At 68.8% G+C, this 17,453-nt stretch carries 14 protein-coding genes, 1 tRNA gene and 1 pseudogene; 7 read left to right on the top strand and 9 right to left on the bottom strand.

From position 1 onward, the window contains the following. Positions 1–28: 28 nt before the first annotated feature. The 3 genes and pseudogenes from ACIQOE_RS25835 (at position 29) to ACIQOE_RS25825 (ending at position 6,062) form a co-directional block, all read left to right on the top strand. Entirely contained in the window at positions 29–3,097 is a 3,069-nt protein-coding gene (locus tag ACIQOE_RS25835; protein WP_401413986.1) for an AfsR/SARP family transcriptional regulator, read from the top strand. 972 nt (positions 3,098–4,069) lie between these two features. Continuing rightward, positions 4,070–5,237 (top strand): annotated as a pseudogene (locus ACIQOE_RS25830) (IS3 family transposase). 75 nt (positions 5,238–5,312) lie between these two features. Further along, positions 5,313–6,062 carry a transposase family protein gene (locus tag ACIQOE_RS25825; RefSeq protein WP_401413984.1) on the top strand — a complete coding sequence of 250 codons (750 nt, stop codon included), beginning with the start codon at positions 5,313–5,315 and terminating at the stop codon, positions 6,060–6,062. A gap of 6 nt (positions 6,063–6,068) precedes the next feature. On the opposite strand, the gene ACIQOE_RS25820 is transcribed toward ACIQOE_RS25825, so the two are convergent. The 3 genes from ACIQOE_RS25820 to ACIQOE_RS25810 all read right to left on the bottom strand — a co-directional run bounded on the left by ACIQOE_RS25820 (position 6,069) and on the right by ACIQOE_RS25810 (position 7,689). Further along, positions 6,069–6,569 (bottom strand): hypothetical protein, encoded by a 501-nt coding sequence (locus tag ACIQOE_RS25820; RefSeq protein ID WP_401413982.1) that lies wholly within the window; start codon positions 6,567–6,569, stop codon positions 6,069–6,071. Between the two features lie 455 nt (positions 6,570–7,024). Then, positions 7,025–7,249, bottom strand: a complete 225-nt coding sequence (locus ACIQOE_RS25815; RefSeq protein WP_401413980.1) for a hypothetical protein — start codon at positions 7,247–7,249, stop codon at positions 7,025–7,027. A gap of 366 nt (positions 7,250–7,615) precedes the next feature. Continuing rightward, positions 7,616–7,689 (bottom strand) — tRNA-Gly (locus ACIQOE_RS25810). Positions 7,690–7,961: 272 nt separating this feature from the next. Here ACIQOE_RS25810 and ACIQOE_RS25805 point away from each other — a divergent pair. The 3 genes from ACIQOE_RS25805 to ACIQOE_RS25795 all read left to right on the top strand — a co-directional run bounded on the left by ACIQOE_RS25805 (position 7,962) and on the right by ACIQOE_RS25795 (position 9,298). After that, positions 7,962–8,126 carry a hypothetical protein gene (locus ACIQOE_RS25805; RefSeq protein WP_362640123.1) on the top strand — a complete coding sequence of 55 codons (165 nt, stop codon included), beginning with the start codon at positions 7,962–7,964 and terminating at the stop codon, positions 8,124–8,126. A 73-nt stretch (positions 8,127–8,199) separates the two neighbouring features. Further along, complete coding sequence (dcd, locus tag ACIQOE_RS25800; protein WP_351316991.1) at positions 8,200–8,775, top strand: dCTP deaminase; 576 nt, start codon at positions 8,200–8,202, stop codon at positions 8,773–8,775. A 10-nt stretch (positions 8,776–8,785) separates the two neighbouring features. After that, positions 8,786–9,298, top strand: coding sequence for a phosphoribosyltransferase (locus tag ACIQOE_RS25795; protein WP_365560789.1), 513 nt, complete (start codon positions 8,786–8,788; stop codon positions 9,296–9,298). 82 nt (positions 9,299–9,380) lie between these two features. Here ACIQOE_RS25795 and ACIQOE_RS25790 read toward each other — a convergent pair whose 3' ends face one another. The 4 genes from ACIQOE_RS25790 to ACIQOE_RS25775 all read right to left on the bottom strand — a co-directional run bounded on the left by ACIQOE_RS25790 (position 9,381) and on the right by ACIQOE_RS25775 (position 14,704). Further along, complete coding sequence (locus ACIQOE_RS25790; protein WP_351316985.1) at positions 9,381–9,689, bottom strand: hypothetical protein; 309 nt, start codon at positions 9,687–9,689, stop codon at positions 9,381–9,383. 475 nt (positions 9,690–10,164) lie between these two features. Further along, on the bottom strand, positions 10,165–11,193 hold the full coding sequence (locus ACIQOE_RS25785; protein ID WP_401413977.1) for a YIP1 family protein: 1,029 nt from the start codon (positions 11,191–11,193) through the stop codon (positions 10,165–10,167). A 36-nt stretch (positions 11,194–11,229) separates the two neighbouring features. Beyond that, positions 11,230–12,708 carry an FG-GAP and VCBS repeat-containing protein gene (locus tag ACIQOE_RS25780; protein ID WP_401413975.1) on the bottom strand — a complete coding sequence of 493 codons (1,479 nt, stop codon included), beginning with the start codon at positions 12,706–12,708 and terminating at the stop codon, positions 11,230–11,232. Positions 12,709–13,021: 313 nt separating this feature from the next. Then, positions 13,022–14,704 carry a recombinase family protein gene (locus ACIQOE_RS25775; RefSeq protein ID WP_401413973.1) on the bottom strand — a complete coding sequence of 561 codons (1,683 nt, stop codon included), beginning with the start codon at positions 14,702–14,704 and terminating at the stop codon, positions 13,022–13,024. Here ACIQOE_RS25775 and ACIQOE_RS25770 point away from each other — a divergent pair. Continuing rightward, a complete protein-coding gene (locus tag ACIQOE_RS25770; protein ID WP_365569079.1) occupies positions 14,654–15,031 on the top strand; it encodes an antibiotic biosynthesis monooxygenase in 378 nt (125 codons plus the stop codon). The two genes, ACIQOE_RS25775 and ACIQOE_RS25770, sit on opposite strands and share 51 nt — an antisense overlap. A gap of 60 nt (positions 15,032–15,091) precedes the next feature. On the opposite strand, the gene ACIQOE_RS25765 is transcribed toward ACIQOE_RS25770, so the two are convergent. Together ACIQOE_RS25765 and sigJ are read right to left on the bottom strand one after the other, a co-directional pair. Then, positions 15,092–16,291, bottom strand: a complete 1,200-nt coding sequence (locus tag ACIQOE_RS25765) for an NAD(P)/FAD-dependent oxidoreductase (RefSeq protein WP_401413971.1) — start codon at positions 16,289–16,291, stop codon at positions 15,092–15,094. A 104-nt stretch (positions 16,292–16,395) separates the two neighbouring features. Then, complete coding sequence (gene sigJ / locus ACIQOE_RS25760) at positions 16,396–17,340, bottom strand: RNA polymerase sigma factor SigJ (protein WP_401413969.1); 945 nt, start codon at positions 17,338–17,340, stop codon at positions 16,396–16,398. Positions 17,341–17,453: the final 113 nt, after the last annotated feature.

Raw genomic sequence — 17,453 nt, 5'->3', positions numbered from 1 at the left:
ACAGGCGCTACCTGCGGGGAGGACGCTGGTGGTGTTCGAGATCAGGCTTTCGGGATCGGTGGAGATTCGGGCAGCGGGTCGGCGCAGTGATCTCGGATCGACGAAAACGCGGGTCACACTTGCGGCCCTCGCCTGGGACGCGGGCCGCACGGTGAGCGTGGACACGCTGATCCACCGCGTCTGGGACGAGCATCCGCCTGGCAAGGCCAGGGAAGCGCTCCACGCACACATCTCTCGGATCCGGGGCTCCCTGCGGATCGCCGGGCGGGACGCGCCCAGGATCGTCAGCCGTACGAACTCGTACTCCCTGGAAGTCGACCCGGACCGGGTGGATCTGCGCTGCTACACCAGTTATGTAGATCGAGCCCGTTCCCTGCGGGACGGCGGGGACGAAGAAGCCGCCATGCGACTGCTGAACCGCGCTGACGGCCTCTGGCTCGGTGAGCCATTGGCAGGGATCCCCGGTTCTTGGGCGGAGCATCTGCGTGCTGCGGTCGGTGAGACGGGTTTCGTCGCCGCGATGACAAGAGCCGAGATCCTCCTGGCCAAAGGAAAGTTCACCGATGCCATTCCTGTGCTCCTGCCGTTGACCGAGGCACATCCGGTGGACGAAGCCCTGACCGAGCGGCTGGCCGTCGCCCTGTACGGCAGCAACCGAACGGCCGAAGCGACCAGGCTGCTACAGCAGACGCGGCAACGCATCGTCCATGACATCGGTCTAGATGCCGGCCGCGGGCTGCGCCGCGTACACCAGGGAATCCTGGCTGGAACCCCAGCGGTCGCCCTGCTCCCGCGCGCCGGAGGCGACGAGAAAGCCACCACGAGGCCCACCCGCCGGGTACCCGACAATCTGCCGCGGGACGTCCCATGGGCCGGACGGTGGGGTGAACTCCGGCGGCTGACCGTGGCGCTTTGCGAGGGAGAGGGCGCCTCGGATGTCATCACCGTCGAGGCGATCCACGGAATGGGCGGCGTCGGCAAGAGCGCCCTGGCTGTCCATCTGGCGCACCGATTACGGGACCGCTTCCCGGACGGCCGCGTCTACCTCCACCTCGGCGGGGGTGCCACCGACCGGAGACCGGCGACCCCGGCCCGAGCCCTCACCGAACTGCTGCGGCTCCTGGGCATGGCCACCAGGGAACTACCCGATGGGCTGGATGATCTGGTGGCCTTGTGGCGCTCGGTAGCACGTGATCGCCGCATGCTGGTGATCCTGGACGACGCGACCTCCTCCCCGCAGATCCGCCCCCTCCTTCCTGGCGCCTCCCCGACAGCAGTCATCGTGACCAGCCGTCGACGACTGCCTGGACTGCCTGGAGTGCGACCGATCTCTCTGGACGTGTTGCCACCCGAGGACGCAGCGACGCTCTTCGTACAGCGGCTGGGGAGAGGGCGAGAGACCGATCCATCGGATGTGGCGGAGATCGTCCGGATATGCGGGCACCTCCCGCTGGCCATCGAGATCGCCGCTAGCCGGTTGCTCGCCCGTTCCTCCTGGACCACGTCCGACCTCTTGCGTCAGCTGGGCGGCGGTGGCCTACTGAGCCACCTGCGTGACGCGGACAGAACGTTGATGCACGTCTTCGCCGTCTCCTACGACGCGCTGGACGCCGAACAGCAGCGGGTCTTCCGCCGAATTGGCCTTCACGTGGGAGTGGAGTTCGGCCCCGAGGCGATCGCGGCGCTCACAGGGTTCCCCCTGGAAACCACCGAGCGCGTGCTCGAAGAACTTCTCGCCCACCACTTGGTGTCCGAACCCATTCCACATCGTTTCACCATGCATGACCTGTTGCGCGATTACGCGCGATCGCTGATCGGTACCGGCGAAATCGAGTCCGCAGACGACGTCCGACAGGCCGTACACGACCTCATGCATCACTACGTCCACAACGCGGACCGGGCAGATCGATTGGCCTACCCCTTCCGCTCGCGCACCGACCTCGACACGGTCGATACAGACAGGCCCCCCTCGCCGGAGATCAGCGACGCGCAGTCGGCAGAAAAGTGGTTGATCGCAGAGTCTGCCAACCTTCTGGACACTCTTAACTGGTTTGTAAACCATGGCACTGAGCACCAACTAGCCATCACCGTGCACGTGTTGGCTGGATTTCTGGACATGGAGGGACACCTGGCCGCGGCCGAGCCGCTGGTCAGACGCGCCGCAGCCCATTGGAACGTCGCTGGTCAGAGCAAAGCCAGGGCGCGAGCCCTGCTCGACCTCTGCGCGGTGCACACCCACGGCTCCCACTACGACGAGGCGATCTCGGCCGCGAGTGAGGCGCTCGACATCGCCCGGTCGCTGCGGGACCGGGACCGAGAACTGGAGGGCGAATGCGTTCACCAGCTCTCGATCTCTTTATGGCAGACGGGGCAGTACACAACAGCCAAATCCCTTCAGGAAGAATCCCTAAATTTCCTCACGCAAACTGGAGACAGATTACGAACGGCACGATGCAAAAACTTACTCGGAATAACCCATTCCCACTTGGCGGAAAATAAAGAAGCACTGACATTCTTCACCTCGGCATTTGCCGATTTTACAGCAATAGGGTACGACCGCGGCAGATACAGCGTTCTAAACAACATGGCAGAAGTCTACAGAAGAAACAGCGACCCGGAAGCAGCGGAAGCGTCTTACCGTAGAGCCTTGGCAGTAGCAGACCACATGGGGAACCCCAGAGACAAAGCAACGCTACAGATGAATTTGGCATCTGTTATTGACCTGCTCGGCCGGACCGATGAGGCCCTAGCTTTGTACAGCGTGGTTCTGCCGGTGTTGCGAGACGTTGGAGACCGGCGAGCAGAGGCCATCGCGCTCACCCGAATCGGCAGGGCCTACCGCGCGGCCGGCCGCATCGATGAGGCTCTGCACCAGCATGCCGCCGCACTTGAGGTGATACGAGCGATTCACGCTGCAGGCGAAGAGGCCGACGTGCTCTACGACTTGGCCCTGGCCGAACGCGACGCGGGCCACATGGATCGAGCCGTGACTCACCTAGAGGAAAGCGTGGCCGCCAGCAGGCGCATTGGCGCTTCTGCGGAACAGGCCCGCGCCGCAGAGGCGCTGGCCGAACTTCAGGGCGAAGTTACCACCTAGTTGCATTATCTCTACTCGGGCATGGCTAAAAGCTACGCGCATAAACTGGTGCAGACTTCCGGGCCGCCGCGAAACGTGCATGTACACGCCCTGGCAACCGATAGGATCTTCTTGGGTGGAAGGCGCTGATCCCGTCGCTCCCAGTCGGAGCTCCGCCTTGCCCGCTTGCCAGATTTCTGCCAGCGCTGCACAAAAAGCCCGAAAGGTGCAAGACCTCGTGAAAGCTCAGCTCGCCGCATCCGCGGTGATTATTTTTACGTTCATTGCATGTGTAATTAGCAACGGATTCACTCCAGGCGGTTTGGGCACATATTCATAGGCGTCCGGTGTCACTGCGGGCTGCGGGCTGCGGTGACACCGGACCCTCGCCTACCGGGGATATGGCCGATGCTGATCGCTCTGGCAGGCCGGGTGTCTGAGACGATGACGCTCTCATCCGTTGGGAGCAACTCGGCGACTGGGGGTAGGGGCGTGGACCCGATATCGGCGAGCCTTCTCGTGGCGGCGGCATCCGGAGCAGGCGGCGAGGCAGGCCGCCAACTCTGGGAGACCTTGGGCAGGTTGATACGCAGGACTCCGGCGGCCGAGGTCTCCGGATCGACGGCTCCGACCACAGGGCAAGCTGAACTTGCCTCCTTGTCGGTGGCCCCGCAGGACGTGGAACGAGCACGGGCGCTCAGCGAGGTTCTGAGGCGTCGTGCCGAGCAAGATTCCTCGTTTCAGGCCGACCTGATGCAGTGGCAGCAGCTGGCTCAGACGGTGCACACCTGCGGTGGAAGCACCAGTAACACTGTGAACGGTGGCTCTCAGAGCGGCCCAGTCGTACAGGGTCGCGACTTCTACGGGGTCAGCTTCAACACCTCGGCCCAGGAGTAGATACTCATCCGCCGGTCGTGAAGCACGGGTCTGCCGCACGATCGGGTGACATCTTGAACTGGCTTGCCCTATGGGGCGGGTGGGAAGGATGTCACTATGCCCAAGCCCTATCCCGAAAAGTTCCGCGAGGACGTCGTGCGGGTCGCGAGGAACCGCGGCCCGGGGGTGACGGTCGAGCAGGTGGCCAAGGACTTCGGCGTCCACCCGATGACGCTGTGGAAGTGGATGCGCCGCGCGGACATCGATGACGGGACCAGGCCCGGAACGACCAGCCAGGAGAGCGCAGAGCTTCGGCAAGCGCGTCGGCGGATCAAGCTGCTGGAGCAGGAGACGAGGTCCTGCGGCGGGCCGCTGCTTATCTGTCGCAGGCACATCTGCCGGGAAAAGGATCTACCCGCTCGTGAAGGAGCTGGCCGGGGACGGGATGCCCGTCACGGTTGCGTGCCGGGTGCTGAAGCTCGCCAGACAGCCCTACTACCGCTGGCTGGACCAGCCGGTGACCGACGCCATGCTGGAGGAGGCCTATCGCGCGAACGCACTGTTCGACGCTCACCGCGACGACCCGGAGTTCGGCTACCGCTTCCTGGCCGACGAAGCGCGCGGCGCCGGGGCCGTGATGGCGGACCGGACTGCCTGGCGGATCTGCCGGGACAACCGCTGGTAGAGCGTGTTCGGCAAGAAGCTCGGCAAGGGCAGGAAAGCCGGCCCGCCGGTGCACGACGACCTCGTCCGCCGTGACTTCACCGCGAGGGGCCCGAACCGGCTGTGGCTCACCGACATCACCGAACACACCACCGGTGAAGGCAAGCTGCACCTCTGCGCGATCAAGGATATGTTCAGCAACAGGATCGTGGGCTACTCCATCGACGCGCGGATGAAGTCCCGCCTGGCCGTGACCGCCCTGGACAACGCCGTCGCCCGGCGTGAACACGTCGACGGGTGCATCCTGCACAGCGATCGCGGATCGCAGTTCCGGTCCCGGAAATTCGTCCGGGCACTCGACCGCCACCGGATGGCCGGATCGATAGGAAGAGCCGGGGCCGCAGGTGACAACGCAGCCATGGAGTCCTTCTTCAGCCTGCCGCAGAAGAACGTCCTCGACCGCCGTGTCCGGTCCACCCGCGAAGAACCCCGGATCGCGATCGTGTCGCGGATCGAGCGGACCTACCACCGACGCCGCAGGCAAGCCGCACTCGGCCGGCTGACCCCCATCGAATTCGAGACCGTCATGACTACACCGGCCCTCCAGGCCGAGTCGGGATGAGGACCGCAACGCACAAGGCTCCCGCGCCGTTGAGGGAGGTGTTCGAAGTCTCAACCCATCGGCATAGGAGCCCTGTTGGTTCCCCATCCTGCCGCACTCGATCTGCCGCACGCTCTGGTCGAGTGGGTATCCATGCTCATCGTCACCCGTGAGGGTGACCGACGCTGCAAGCTGCCGCCTCACCAGCGTGCCCTCGTGGGCCTGGTCTGTCTTCGCCGCCACGACGCGCTCGCGCAGATCGCGGCCGGCTTCGGTATATCCGTCGGCACCGCCCACGCCTACGTCAAGGCCGTCGTCCAACACCTGTCCGGCCGGGCTCCCGGACTGCTGCGGGTCCTGCGCGAGACCGATCCCGACCACGTCCTGCTCGACGGAACCCTCGCCGAGTGCGACCGCGTCGGCGACAGCCGGGCCGACTTCTCACAGAAGCACCGCCGCCGCGGCGTGAACGTGCAGGTCGTGACCGATCCCACCGGCAACCTGCTGTGGGTCTCGCCAGCGCTGCCCGGCCGCACCCATGACCTGACCGCGGCCCGCACCCACCGCATCATCCGGATCTGCGAGCGCCAGGGCGTTCCGATCCTCGCCGACCGCGCCTACATCGGCGCCGGCCCCTGGGTGACCACACCGATCAGACGGCTCCCGAACCGGGACCTCACCACGACCCAGCAGACGATCAACCGGGCGCTGTCAGCGGCACGGGCACCGGTCGAACGGGGCATCGCGAGGCTGAAGTCCTGGCGCATTTTCCGCCGGGCCCGCTGCAGCCCCAACCGCATGACCGCCATCGCCGCAGCCATCCTCACCCTGGAGCGTCAACGCTGAAAAGGCTCAGTCGACGGGAACGAAGCCACCGTGTGTGTGCAGTGGTAGCCCAGGAATGGTGAGCCTGCCTTCGGCTTGGCGGACAAGCCAGACCGGGACGCTCTCCTCGTACTCCTCCCACTGGGCCCACTGCCGGAACCAGACTCCGATGCGCCACGTGCCCTCGGTGCCATGGACCAAGAAGCAGGCGTCGCCTTCCGCTGTGCTCGCCCACTGGACCATGCCACCGTCGTCCCGAGGGAACACTGAGTGGGGAATCATTTCGGGGACGAGCTCTTGGTAGAGCGGAGCCATGTGCTCAATCGTTCCGAACATGTCGAGCGTGGCGGACTGCGGGTGCAGCACGTGCAGGAAACGGCCGATGGTGCCCGGACCGAACCCTGCCACGAACTCTTTGTAGTCCATGGGCAGCGGCCCCGTTGAGGCTTCCATCTCTTCCCAGGCATCCACCGTGGAGTAGCCGCGAGGCGCACCGAAGCAAGCCTCAAGATCACTCGCAGACAACATGATCGGTCCCTCTCCGCCAGCTCTTCACAAGCTGCGCGCTACGCTCCCCGCCGGGGTGAAGGCCAGCCTAAGCGGGGTTGGTGCACTCGAGCTCTACTGGTGGAACCACCACCATCCGCGGCTCCCATCCCGTCCGCCGTCGGCCCATGCAGCTCAGCTGTGCCTGGGTCGATGGCAGGCGGGATGGGAGCAACCCTCGCACGCCACCGTCCGCCGGCACTCGCAAAGGGCCCCGCCATCTCGGAGCCTGAGCGCCCCCGCCGGAGGCTGGCTGTGACCGGTGGCCGCTCTCTACGGTGATCGACTCATCACCCGGCGCTGGTCATGTGGACGCGCGTCGGCGCAGCGCGGGCGGAGCGGGCCGAAAGCAGGAGCGACGGGCGGAGCCAGAGCCGGGAGCGCGCCAGGCGGAGCGGAGCGCGGTCGGGGCATGAACCAGTAGAGAAAGTTGTGACTCAGTCGGCGCTTGGGGCGGTTGTGATGCTGCGGGACTGTGCTGCGGCTCGTCGTAGGGCGTCGGCTACTTGGTCGGCGGCTTCGGCGGACAGGAGGACGTCCTGGGTCCACAGGATGGAGAGCCTGATGTCGCCGTTGAGCAGGTTGGTGGCAACGTCGACTTCCGTGCCGTTGCCGGTGACGTCGTACACGTTGAGGTCCGGATCGCTGCTGTAGGCGCTCACGCAGGGAAGCATGCCTGAGGCCCGGCTCCAGAGTGAGGCTGGACCGTCAAGCATCAAGTGAACCTGGGCCCGGTCTCCTTGGTGAAGACGAGTCGATCCACTCCCCCCACGGTCCGGTCCACTTGTCGCCGCAGACGCTGCCGATCGGAGTCGGAGGCGGTCGCGGCGATCACACGCTCTCGACCCGGTCCAGCGCCACCCCCAAGGACACGATGGTCCGCGCCGAGCGTGCGAAGCACCAAAAGGACGGCCGCCAGCACCACACGCAGGAGTCCTCAGCGGGCTGATGATGCGCTGGTGGGGCGACCCCCGCCCGCCGGCCCGGACAACAAAGAACCCCCGGGTCCACGACCTGGGGGCTTCATTTGGAGCGGGTGACGAGAATCGAACTCGCGCTCTCAGCTTGGGAAGCTGATGTTCTACCATTAAACTACACCCGCGTAAGACGCCGACAACGCCGGTGTCCGAACGCTCGCTCACTGTACCTCATCGCAGACCCCCGGTGCTCCGACCGTGGGGTCCGCCCGTGTTTCACGGGGTGGGATACGCGTGCGGGCGGCCGGAGTTGGGGCGTACGGTGGGGGCGCGAGAGAGGGGCCGGGCGGGCCGGAGTGCCGCCTGGAGAGCCGTCCCATAGATCCCGTAATGTGGCTTTCCGTCGTCACGGCAATTAGCCCGACGCGGCTCCTGGGGAAGGGATTCAAGGGACTTGATGGAACACACCGTCGTCCGCTGTGCCGAAGGGCACGTGTTCAGCACCACTTCGTTCCCGATGCAGCAGGCCGAGCGGCTCGGCCCCGGCCGGCTCGTCCGGTGTCCCCGGTGCGCCCGGCTGCGCAGTGTCGTGCCGGTCGCTCTGGAGAAGCAGCGGCAGTAGCCACCGGCAGGGTCACGGGCGCGTGGACTGTCACGATTGTCGTGGGTCCGCGCGCCTTGCGTATCCTCGGGGCGTGCTTCTCTCAGACAAGGACATCCGGGCCGAGATCGATGCCGGGCGGGTACGGATCGATCCCTACGACGAAACCATGGTGCAGCCGTCGAGCATCGACGTGCGGCTGGACCGCCTCTTCCGGGTGTTCGAGAACCACCGGTACCCGCACATCGACCCCTCCGTCGAGCAGCCGGACCTGACCCGGCTGGTGGAGCCGGACGGCGACGAGCCGTTCATCCTGCACCCCGGTGAGTTCGTCCTCGCGTCGACGTACGAGGTCATCTCGCTGCCCGACGATCTCGCCTCCCGGCTGGAGGGCAAGTCCTCGCTGGGACGGCTCGGGCTGGTCACGCACTCCACCGCCGGGTTCATCGACCCCGGGTTCAGCGGCCACGTGACCCTTGAGCTGTCCAATCTCGCGACCCTGCCCATCAAGCTGTGGCCGGGCATGAAGATCGGGCAGCTGTGCATGTTCCGGCTCTCCTCCCCCGCCGAGCACCCCTACGGCAGCGAGCGCTACGGCTCCCGGTACCAGGGGCAGCGCGGACCGACCCCGTCCCGCTCCTACCTCAGTTTCCATCGGACGCAGGTGTGAGGAGCCGGTCATGAGCGGTGACGTACGGGAGGAACTGAGCTACGAGCGGTTCGGCGTCGCCGTGCGCGAGCTGGCGCAGACCATCGCCGACGACGGGTTCGAGCCCGACATAGTGCTGAGCATCGCCCGCGGCGGCGTGTTCGTCGCCGGCGGTCTCGCCTACGCGCTCGACTGCAAGAACCTGCACCTGGTGAACGTCGAGTTCTACACCGGGGTGGGGACGACCCTCGACATGCCGGTCATGCTGGCACCCGTCCCCAACGCCATCGACTTCAGCGACAAGAAGGTGCTGATCACCGATGACGTCGCCGACACCGGCAAGACCCTGAAGCTGGTCCGCGACTTCTGCCTCGACACCGTGGCCGAGGTCCGCTCGGCCGTGATCTACGAGAAGTCCCACTCCCTCGTGAAGTGCGAGTACGTGTGGAAGCGGACCGACAGGTGGATCAACTTCCCGTGGAGCGTCCTGCCGGTGGTGCGCAGGTCGGGCGAGGCGGTCACGCCGTCCAGGGAAGCGCTCTGAGCTGACGCGCCCCGCTCCCGCACGGGCCGCGTGCGGGTGCGCGCCGCGACGCGCGGCGCGCACCCCCGGTCACCGCGAGGGGTCAGCCGCTGACCGTGGTGGCGACCCAGCCGATGGTCTCGGCGGTGTGCCTGCCGTCGGCCAGGGCCCCTCCGCTGCCGACGAGTTCGTTGAGCCGGATCTTGAACCCGTTCACGTTGACGTCATGGATGCGCACCCCCGGGGTGTCGGGACCGCGGAACGTCTGGACCTGGGTGAGGACGATGACTTGGGAGTTGGCCGGGAACGGGGTGGGGAACACGACCTGGGTGAAGGTCGAGGTGTCCCCGCCGGTGATCTCGCTGGCGTTGTTCGAGGACAGGTCGAGCCGTCCGCTCTGGGTCATGGACATACGTCGTTCTCCTCTTCGCTCGCTGGAGTGCGGGTTCGGTGGCGCCGGCCGCGAGGCCGCCCCGCATCACCCGGGTCCATCGGCCTCGCGGGTTTCCCTTCGGCACGCAGACCGCCCGGTGCCGCCCGGTGCCGCTCGTGGCCGCCGGGCTTCCGTGTGCACACCCAGTGCCTTTTCCGCTCCGCGCAACCGGCTCACCGCGCCGACCTGGGCGCTCGGTGGTGCTCGCCCGTCGCGCGAGCGGACTCACGGCTCGCCCGGATCGCCCGCGCCCCACGGAGCGCTCACGTGGGTACGTCGGCGCACGGAGACCGCCCCGGGGCTCCAGCGCGGTCGCGTGATCCGCGGTGCCCGCCGGTGCGCGCGGAGGCCGGTGCACTCCCGGTGGCCGGGGCGCTCCCGGTGGCCGGGGCGCACGACCGAAGAAGGCCCCCGGCGGTCGCCGGGGGCCTTCTTCACGGGTGGACGCGTGAGGCTAGAACGTGCCCAGCTTCACGATCGACAGCAGGGCGATCAGCTGGATCGCCGACGCGCCCAGCGCCTTCGGCCAGGGCAGGTCGTGGGACTTGCCGACCATCAGGGTCAAAAGGGCGCCCGCGGCGATCCAGGTGACCCAGCCGAGGATCTGCACGAAGCCCGCGTTGCCGCCGAAGAACATGGCGAAGAGCAGGCGGGGCGCGTCCGTGATCGACATGATCAGCATCGAGAGGCCGACCGTCGGCTGCCAGGCGCCGTCGCCGCCCAGCTGACGGGCCAGGGTGTGGGTGACCACGCCCAGCACGAAGGCGGAGAGCACCAGCGCGATCGCCGTGGTCAGCACGATCGGGATCGCGTTGGTGAGCGTGGCGCTGATCGCGTCCTCGCGGGCGCCGTCGAAGCCGAAGACCGCGAGCAGGCCGTAGAGGAAGGTCACGACGAGGGCCGGGCCCCACATCGCGTAGTCCCGCATCTGCAGGAACGTCTGGTTCGGGGCCAGGACGATGCCCTTGAGCAGGTCCTTCCAGTGCAGCCGCGGGCCGATCGGTCCGGACGGCGCCGCCGAGCCGGCGTGGTAGGTCGCGCCCTGCGTGTAGCCGTTCGCCTCGTCGACGGAGAAGGCCTGGGTGTGGCCCGGCTGGTTCGCCGCGTACGGGTCGGGGCCGCCGGTGCCGTGACCGCCGTAGCCGTGGTCGTCACCGAAGTACTCCGGGCCGTCGCCGCCCGGTCTCGGGTGGCCGCCGCGTGCCTGGGCCTGCGGCCAGCCGCCGCCCCCGCCGTGCTGCGGCGGGTACGGCTGCGAAGCCTGCGGGTACCCGTACGACGGGCCCGCCGGCCGGCCGCCGAAGCTCTGCGGCGGTGCCTGCTGCCCGTACCCGGGTTGTTGCGGTCGCGTGTGCGGGGCACGGTCGTCCCGGCCGCCGCGTCCGATCCTGAATCCAGCCACGTCTTCGAACGTACCTGGTCCCGGGGACCGGTGTGGCGGGCTCGGGCGCCCGAGCCCGCCATTGCCGCAGAGCTGTGACATCCCCTAAGGGAACCCCCCGGCGCCGATCAGGGCCGGTCAGTCGGCGAGGACCGCGCCGAGCTGCGGGGTGCCGGTCGTGGAGATGCCCAGGCCGCTCGCGGAGAGGGCCCGGGAGCCGGTGGCGGTGATCTTCGAGCCGTTGGACGGCAGGTAGGTCAGGGCGCCGTCGCCGCCGTTCTCGTACGAGCCGACGACCAGGTCGGCCCTGCCGTCGCCGGTGACGTCGTCGAGCTTGACGTCGGCGCCGAAGAGGTCGCCCTTCTCGTCGTCGCCGGGGACGCCCGCCGTGCTCTGCGCGAAGGACTGGGCGCCGGAGGCCAGGTTTATCCCGGTCTTCGACCCGTACAGGACGGTGACCTGGCCGGTGTTGGCGTTGCTGCCGATGTCCTCGTACGGGCTGGAGACGACCAGGTCGGCGTAGCCGTCGCCGTTGACGTCACCGAGGTCGATCTCCCAGCCGAAGTTGTCGCCCTTCTCGGAGGTGCCGGGGACGTTCGAGGTGTTCTGGTTGAACATGGTGGCCTTGGCCGGGCCGGAGGCGCTGCCGTAGGTGATGGCGACCCGGCCGCCGGTGGCGGAGTCCGGGAAGACGGTCCCGCCGCTGCTGGCGTCCCAGGAGGCGCCGCTGACGATGTCGCCGAAGCCGTCGCCGTTGATGTCGGCGATGCCGGTGACGACGCCGCTCTTCAGCGTCTTGGCGCCGGTCACGGTCACGCCCTTGGCGCTGCCCGGCAGCCAGTAGTTGGTGTTCCAGTGGTTGCTGGTCTTCGTCTCGTAGCCGTCGACGACGAGGTCGGTGCGGCCGTCGCCGTTGACGTCACCGGCGGTGAGCTTCATCGGGCCGTACGGGTTGGAGCTCGTGCCCGGCTCGATCGGCGGCTTGACGGTGTACCGGCCGCCGGGCGTGCCGCTCGCGGAGAAGCCGCCCTTGAACACCCACACGGTGGCGGCGGAGGAGCCGACGGCGAGGTCGGCCTTGCCGTCGCCGTCGAAGTCGCCGGCGGCGAGCTGCAGGCCCCAGTAGTCGTGGCTGCTCGGCGACGGGTCCTTGATGTCGACGCCCTTGCCGGTGAGGCCGCTCCTGGATCCCCACAGGAGGGTGACGCTGCCGCCGTCGGTGTCGCTGCCGACCTTCTCCGACGGGGCGCCGACGGCGAGGTCGTCGTAGCCGTCGCCGTTGAAGTCGGCGTACGCCAGGGCCTCGCCGAAGCTGTCGCCGGCCTCGGCGGTGCCGGGGACGCCCGCGCTGTTCTGGCTGAGGGTGGTGCGCTTGGCGGTGGTGATGCCGGAGGCGGAGCCGTACAGGGCGACGACCTGGCCGGCGCCCTTGTGACCGCTGACGTAGGCGGTGGTGGCCGAGGTGGCGATGTCACCGATGCCGTCGCCGTTGAAGTCGGCGCGCGCGACCTTGAAGGCGTCGGCGGCCGTGGCCGAGGCGGCGGAGAAGGTGAGCAGACCGCCCGTCAGCGCGGCCGCGGTGGCCGTCGCGAGGGCGAGTCGCGGGAACGTGTGCATGCGGGTCGTCTCCTGCGGCATGCGGGGGCCGGCCGCCTCCCGGCGGACGGCCGGAGTCAATGGTGTCCAGCGATCAAGAGACCCGCGCCGGTGAGCAAGGGTTGTATGCGAGGCCGGTGATTCTTCGTGGCCGCCGGGCCGCCACCGCACCGGGTGTCGCGGTGCCCGCGCAGGGGCCGCGCGGCCTCTGGTCGCTCACGCTCTCTTGATCACCTCTGCGGCAGGATGAGGGCATGAGCGTAGTGAAGATCAAACGCCCACGGCCCGCCGCCGGAGGGATTCCAGCAACGGGCCGTAGACGGCGCACAGGCGCCTAGCTGCTTGGAGCCTCTGCCCAGTGCACAGTCACCCGATCCTCCGTGTTCGCGTTCCGGCCACGGCCGATGGACTTGGCGATGGAGATGCGGTCGACGAAGAACGCCAAGAAACTACGCCGGTCCTCCAGGCCCCAGCTGCCCCACGTCGACTCCGGCCCCAGCGGGTCACCCTCCGGGCCCGTCCATTCCAAGGGGATCGCCACCGTGCCGGCCTCGGCGGTCCCCAGTTCTTCCACGCGTCCGGCCGTTCGCGCCTCGTGCGCTGTCAACCGCTCCACGGACTCACGGAACATCTGGTCACCCACGGCACCCGCGTACAAGCCTGCCTGCCTGTCGACATACAGCGTGCGGAGCGCTTCTCGTACGTGCTCCGACTCAGCCCGTGCTGCTGCTAGTTCGGCCTGTCGCTCCCCCGTGTCCGCTTGCGCTGCAAACCGGCGTGCGGCCTCGGCGAGCCATTCGAGATCTTCGGGATCTTCGGGGTCCAGCGTTGTCAGGCGGGACCACACGGCACGGGCCACCACATCGTCAGCGGCGTCCATGTTGATGGCCAGCCCACCGTGCCCCGGCACGGCGCCAGACTGGGCCCGGTTGCACCGATAGAGCTGCTTGCCCTCCCTCCGGTCGGTCACCATGGACGACCCGCAGACGCCACAGAAGAGCATCCCGGCGCCACCCAACAGCGACGGCACGGAGCGCCCACCCTGACGGACCACCTGGGGCGCACGGCCGTCGAGTACGTCTTGAAGGCGCCACCAGTCATCCGGCGGAATGATCGGCTCATGCGCAGCCAGCGGTGCCCCTGAGTCGTCTCGCATGATGACGCGCTTGGTCCCCTGGCGTTCGGCGGCGTAACCAGCAAGGCGCGGGTCACGGAGGATGCGGAGCACAGTGGACGACACCCACGTCGTACGCTCCAGCGGCTGGCTTACGCCTCGGGCCCGGCGGGCAGTCACACGCGCTGACATGTCCGCTGCCTTGGTCGGTACGCCCTCAGTGTTCAGCTTGCGAGCCATGGCCGATGCGGTCATGCCGCCCAATGCCCAGGACACCATGTCGCGCACGTACGGGGCCTCAGCGGGATCAGGGACCAGCTTGACCACCACCAGTTCCCCTCGCGGCTCACGCGTCGACTGGAAGCCGTACGGGGCCATGCCGGACACGTGGCTACCCGCTGCCCTCAGCGTCTCTTTCGTCGCCGTGATGTACGCCGACTTCATGTCGGACTCTTGCTGGGCCGGCGCAGCGATAAGGCCGAAGATCGCTACGCCCATGGGAGTGGACGTGTCCAGGTAGGGCTCTTCGACGCTGACGAGCAGCACGCCGTGTTTGGCCAACTCCTCATTGATCAGCATGGCCTCAAGAGCACCCTGTCGAGTGAGGCGGGACAGCGAGAACACGACCACTGCGTCTACGTGCCCGGCGCGAACGGCGGACATCATCTCCTCGAACTCCGGCCGGACGACCTTGGGGTCCCAGCCAGATTTACCGACGTCGGCGAAGTGGCCCGCGTTGTCCCAGCCTTTGGCCGTGATCAGCGCCTCGCACTTGGTCCGCTGTGCTTCGGGGGACGACGCGGAGTCGTCCTCACGCTTCCTTGACTGTCGGATGTAGGACACTGCGCGCACATGATCCAGATTAGGAGTCCAGTCGGGGCCCCGTTTGACGAGAGGTGTCATGTGCCTAGCGTAGTAAAAATCAACGTGCTGACCGTTCCCGCCGAGCAGCGGGAGGTGCTGGAGAAGCGGTTCGCGTCGCGGGCGCACGCCGTGGAGGGCTCGGACGGGTTCGAGTGGTTCGAGCTGCTGCGGCCGGTCGAGGGGACCGAGCAGTACCTCGTGTACACGCGGTGGCGGGACGAGGAGGCCTTCCAGGCGTGGATGGAGGGCCCGATGAAGTCGGCGCACCAGGGCGGTGCGGAGGGTGAGCGTCCGAAGCCGGCGGCTTCCGGGTCGACGCTGTGGTCCTTCGACGTGGTGCAGTCGACGGGGCCCAAGGGCGCGTAGCGCGGGAGCCGCCGGGCGGGTGCACGGCCCGCCTGGTCGGCGGGCCGTGTGCGAACCGGGTCAGGCCGGGGTGCTCGCCTTCGGGGCGGTGCGGGCCCGGTCGGGCAGGACGCGGCGGGTGCGGGCCGGGAGGGCGAGGGTCGGGTTGGCCACGGCCCAGGCAGCGCCCTTGCAGATCAGTTCCTTGTAGAGCGCGGCGGTGCGTCCGGTCAGGACGGCCGCCACGGCCCGGTCGTCGGCGGTGACGTACTGGATGAGGCCCTGTCCGCGGCCCAGCGAGATGCACTGGTTGAAGTAGCGCAGCGGCACCTTCGGCGGCTTTCCGCCGGTCAGGCGGGCGGCGAGGGCGTCGGCGGCCAGCCATGCCATCGGGGCGCCGGTCGCGCACGACATCCGCAGCGGCTTGTCGCCGGGGCCCGTCGCCAGAGCGGCGTCGCCGACGGCGTACACGTCCGGGTGCGAGACCGACCGCATGGTGCCGTCGACCACGATCCGGCCGGAGCCGGTGACCTCCAGCGTGCCGAGGCCGGTGACCGGGCGGGCGGTGAAGCCGGTGGTCCACACCGTGACCGCGGCGGGGAGCGTCCGGCCGTCGGCGGTGGTGACGTGGTCGGCCGTCACGGCGGTCACCTCGGTCTGCTCGTGCACGGTGACGCCGAGCCCGTCGAGGACCTTCCGCAGGTGCCGGCGGCCCCTGGCGGAGAGCCAGTCGCCGAGGTCGCCGCGCGCGGCGAGCGCGACGGCCAGGTCCGGGCGGGCCTCGGCGATCTCGGTGACGGCCTCCAGGCCGGTCAGTCCGGCGCCCGCCACGAGCACGGGCTGTCCGGCCGGCAGGGCGGCGAGCCGTTCGCGGAGCCTGAGCGCGCCGGTGCGGCCGGCGATCTGGTGGGCGTGTTCGGCGACGCCCGGGACGCCCTGGTCGTCCCAGGCGCTGCCGAGGGCGTAGACGAGGGTGTCGTACTCCAGGACCTGCGCCCGCTCCTGCGGGTCGACGGTGGTGACCGTCCTGCGGTCGGCGTCCACGGCGGTGACCTTCGCGAGCGTCAGCCGGACGCCGGTGCCCGCGAACATCCCGGCGAGGGGCCGGGGCCTGAGGTCCTGGCCGGTCGCCAGCTGGTGCATCCGGACGCGTTCGACGAAGTCCGGTTCGGCGTTGACGAGGGTGATGGCGACGTCGTCGCGGTGCAGCCGCCTGGCGAGGCGGCCGGCGGCGATGGCTCCGGAGTATCCGGCGCCGAGGACGACGATGCGGTGCTGCATGTCCGTGCTCCTGTCGAAAGGCGGCGAGTCGAGCGGGTCGCCCCTTGAACCGGACGGACCGCCGATTCCTGACGGGAACGCGGAGTGAGGCGGCTCACACCGGTTCAGAAGAGCCGGAGCAGGGGTTCGCCGTGGTCGCCCGCCGCCCACTGCCGGGTCGCGCGGCCGAGCTTGTCGGGGTTGACCTGGTTGCGGAGCGCGGCGATGCCCTCGGCGGTGATCTCCAGGCACATGACGCCGAAGACCCGGCCGTCGACGACCGCGACCAGGGCGGGACCGTCGTTGGCGGTCGCGGCGTACAGCTCGACCGGGCCGCCGGCCAGGGCGCGCTGGGCCGGGCCCGGCTTGAACAGGCCCCGCAGGAACGTCGCGACCGCGACCGCGCCCTCGAACGCCCTGGCACGGGCCGGCACCTTGCCGCCGCCGTCGCCGACCGCGACCGCGTCCTCGGTGAGCAGCCGGACCAGCGGCTCGGTCCGGCCGCTGGTGGCGGCCGCGAGGAACTCCTCGATGATCCGCCGGGCGGCGGCCTCGCCGACCTCGGCGCGCGTCCTGCCGTCGGCGACGTGCCGCCTGGCCCGGTGGAAGGTCTGCTGGCTGGCGGCCTCGGTGATGTCGAGGATCCGGGCGATCTCGCGGTGCGGGTAGTCGAAGGCCTCCCGCAGCACGTACACCGCGCGCTCGCCGGGCGTGAGCCGCTCCAGCAGGATCAGGACGGCGAACGACACGGACTCACGCCGTTCCGCGGTGTCGGCGGGGCCGAGCATCGGGTCCCCGGCGAGCAGCGGTTCGGGAAGCCACTGGCCGACGTAGGTCTCGCGGCGGGCGCGGGCCGACGTGAGCTGGTTGAGGCACAGGTTGGTGAGCACCTTCGTCAGCCAGGCCTCGGGGACCTCGATACGGCCGGTGTCGGCGGCCTGCCAGCGCAGGTACGTCTCCTGCACGGCGTCCTCGGCCTCGCTCGCCGAGCCGAGCAGCCGGTAGGCGATGGCGGCCAGCCGGGGCCTCGCCGCCTCGAACCGGTCCACCGCGCTCATGGTCTGGGCCATGGCCCGGATCCTAGGCCCTGTCCGCCGGCAGCGGTCCGGCGCGTGTCTCGGCGGCGGAGTGGCCGCCGGGCCGCGGCGGGGCCACGACGGAGCCGCGGCGGCTGGTGCGGCGG

The organism is Streptomyces sp. NPDC091282 (assembly GCF_044757385.1).
Lineage (GTDB): Bacteria > Actinomycetota > Actinomycetes > Streptomycetales > Streptomycetaceae > Streptomyces > Streptomyces gramineus.
The sequence above is the reverse complement of the archived record's forward strand: the minus strand, read 5'-3'. Positions and strand labels throughout refer to the sequence as shown.

Coding starts and splice junctions, on each gene's coding strand:
- ACIQOE_RS25820 (WP_401413982.1), bottom strand. CDS start 6,569: ATGTTGTCTGCGAGTGATCTTGAGGCTTGCTTCGGTGCGCCTCGCGGC.
- ACIQOE_RS25805 (WP_362640123.1), top strand. CDS start 7,962: ATGGAACACACCGTCGTCCGCTGTGCCGAAGGGCACGTGTTCAGCACC.
- ACIQOE_RS25795 (WP_365560789.1), top strand. CDS start 8,786: ATGAGCGGTGACGTACGGGAGGAACTGAGCTACGAGCGGTTCGGCGTC.
- ACIQOE_RS25790 (WP_351316985.1), bottom strand. CDS start 9,689: ATGTCCATGACCCAGAGCGGACGGCTCGACCTGTCCTCGAACAACGCC.
- ACIQOE_RS25785 (WP_401413977.1), bottom strand. CDS start 11,193: ATGTCACAGCTCTGCGGCAATGGCGGGCTCGGGCGCCCGAGCCCGCCA.
- ACIQOE_RS25780 (WP_401413975.1), bottom strand. CDS start 12,708: ATGCACACGTTCCCGCGACTCGCCCTCGCGACGGCCACCGCGGCCGCG.
- ACIQOE_RS25770 (WP_365569079.1), top strand. CDS start 14,654: ATGATCCAGATTAGGAGTCCAGTCGGGGCCCCGTTTGACGAGAGGTGT.
- ACIQOE_RS25775 (WP_401413973.1), bottom strand. CDS start 14,704: ATGACACCTCTCGTCAAACGGGGCCCCGACTGGACTCCTAATCTGGAT.
- ACIQOE_RS25765 (WP_401413971.1), bottom strand. CDS start 16,291: ATGCAGCACCGCATCGTCGTCCTCGGCGCCGGATACTCCGGAGCCATC.
- sigJ (WP_401413969.1), bottom strand. CDS start 17,340: ATGGCCCAGACCATGAGCGCGGTGGACCGGTTCGAGGCGGCGAGGCCC.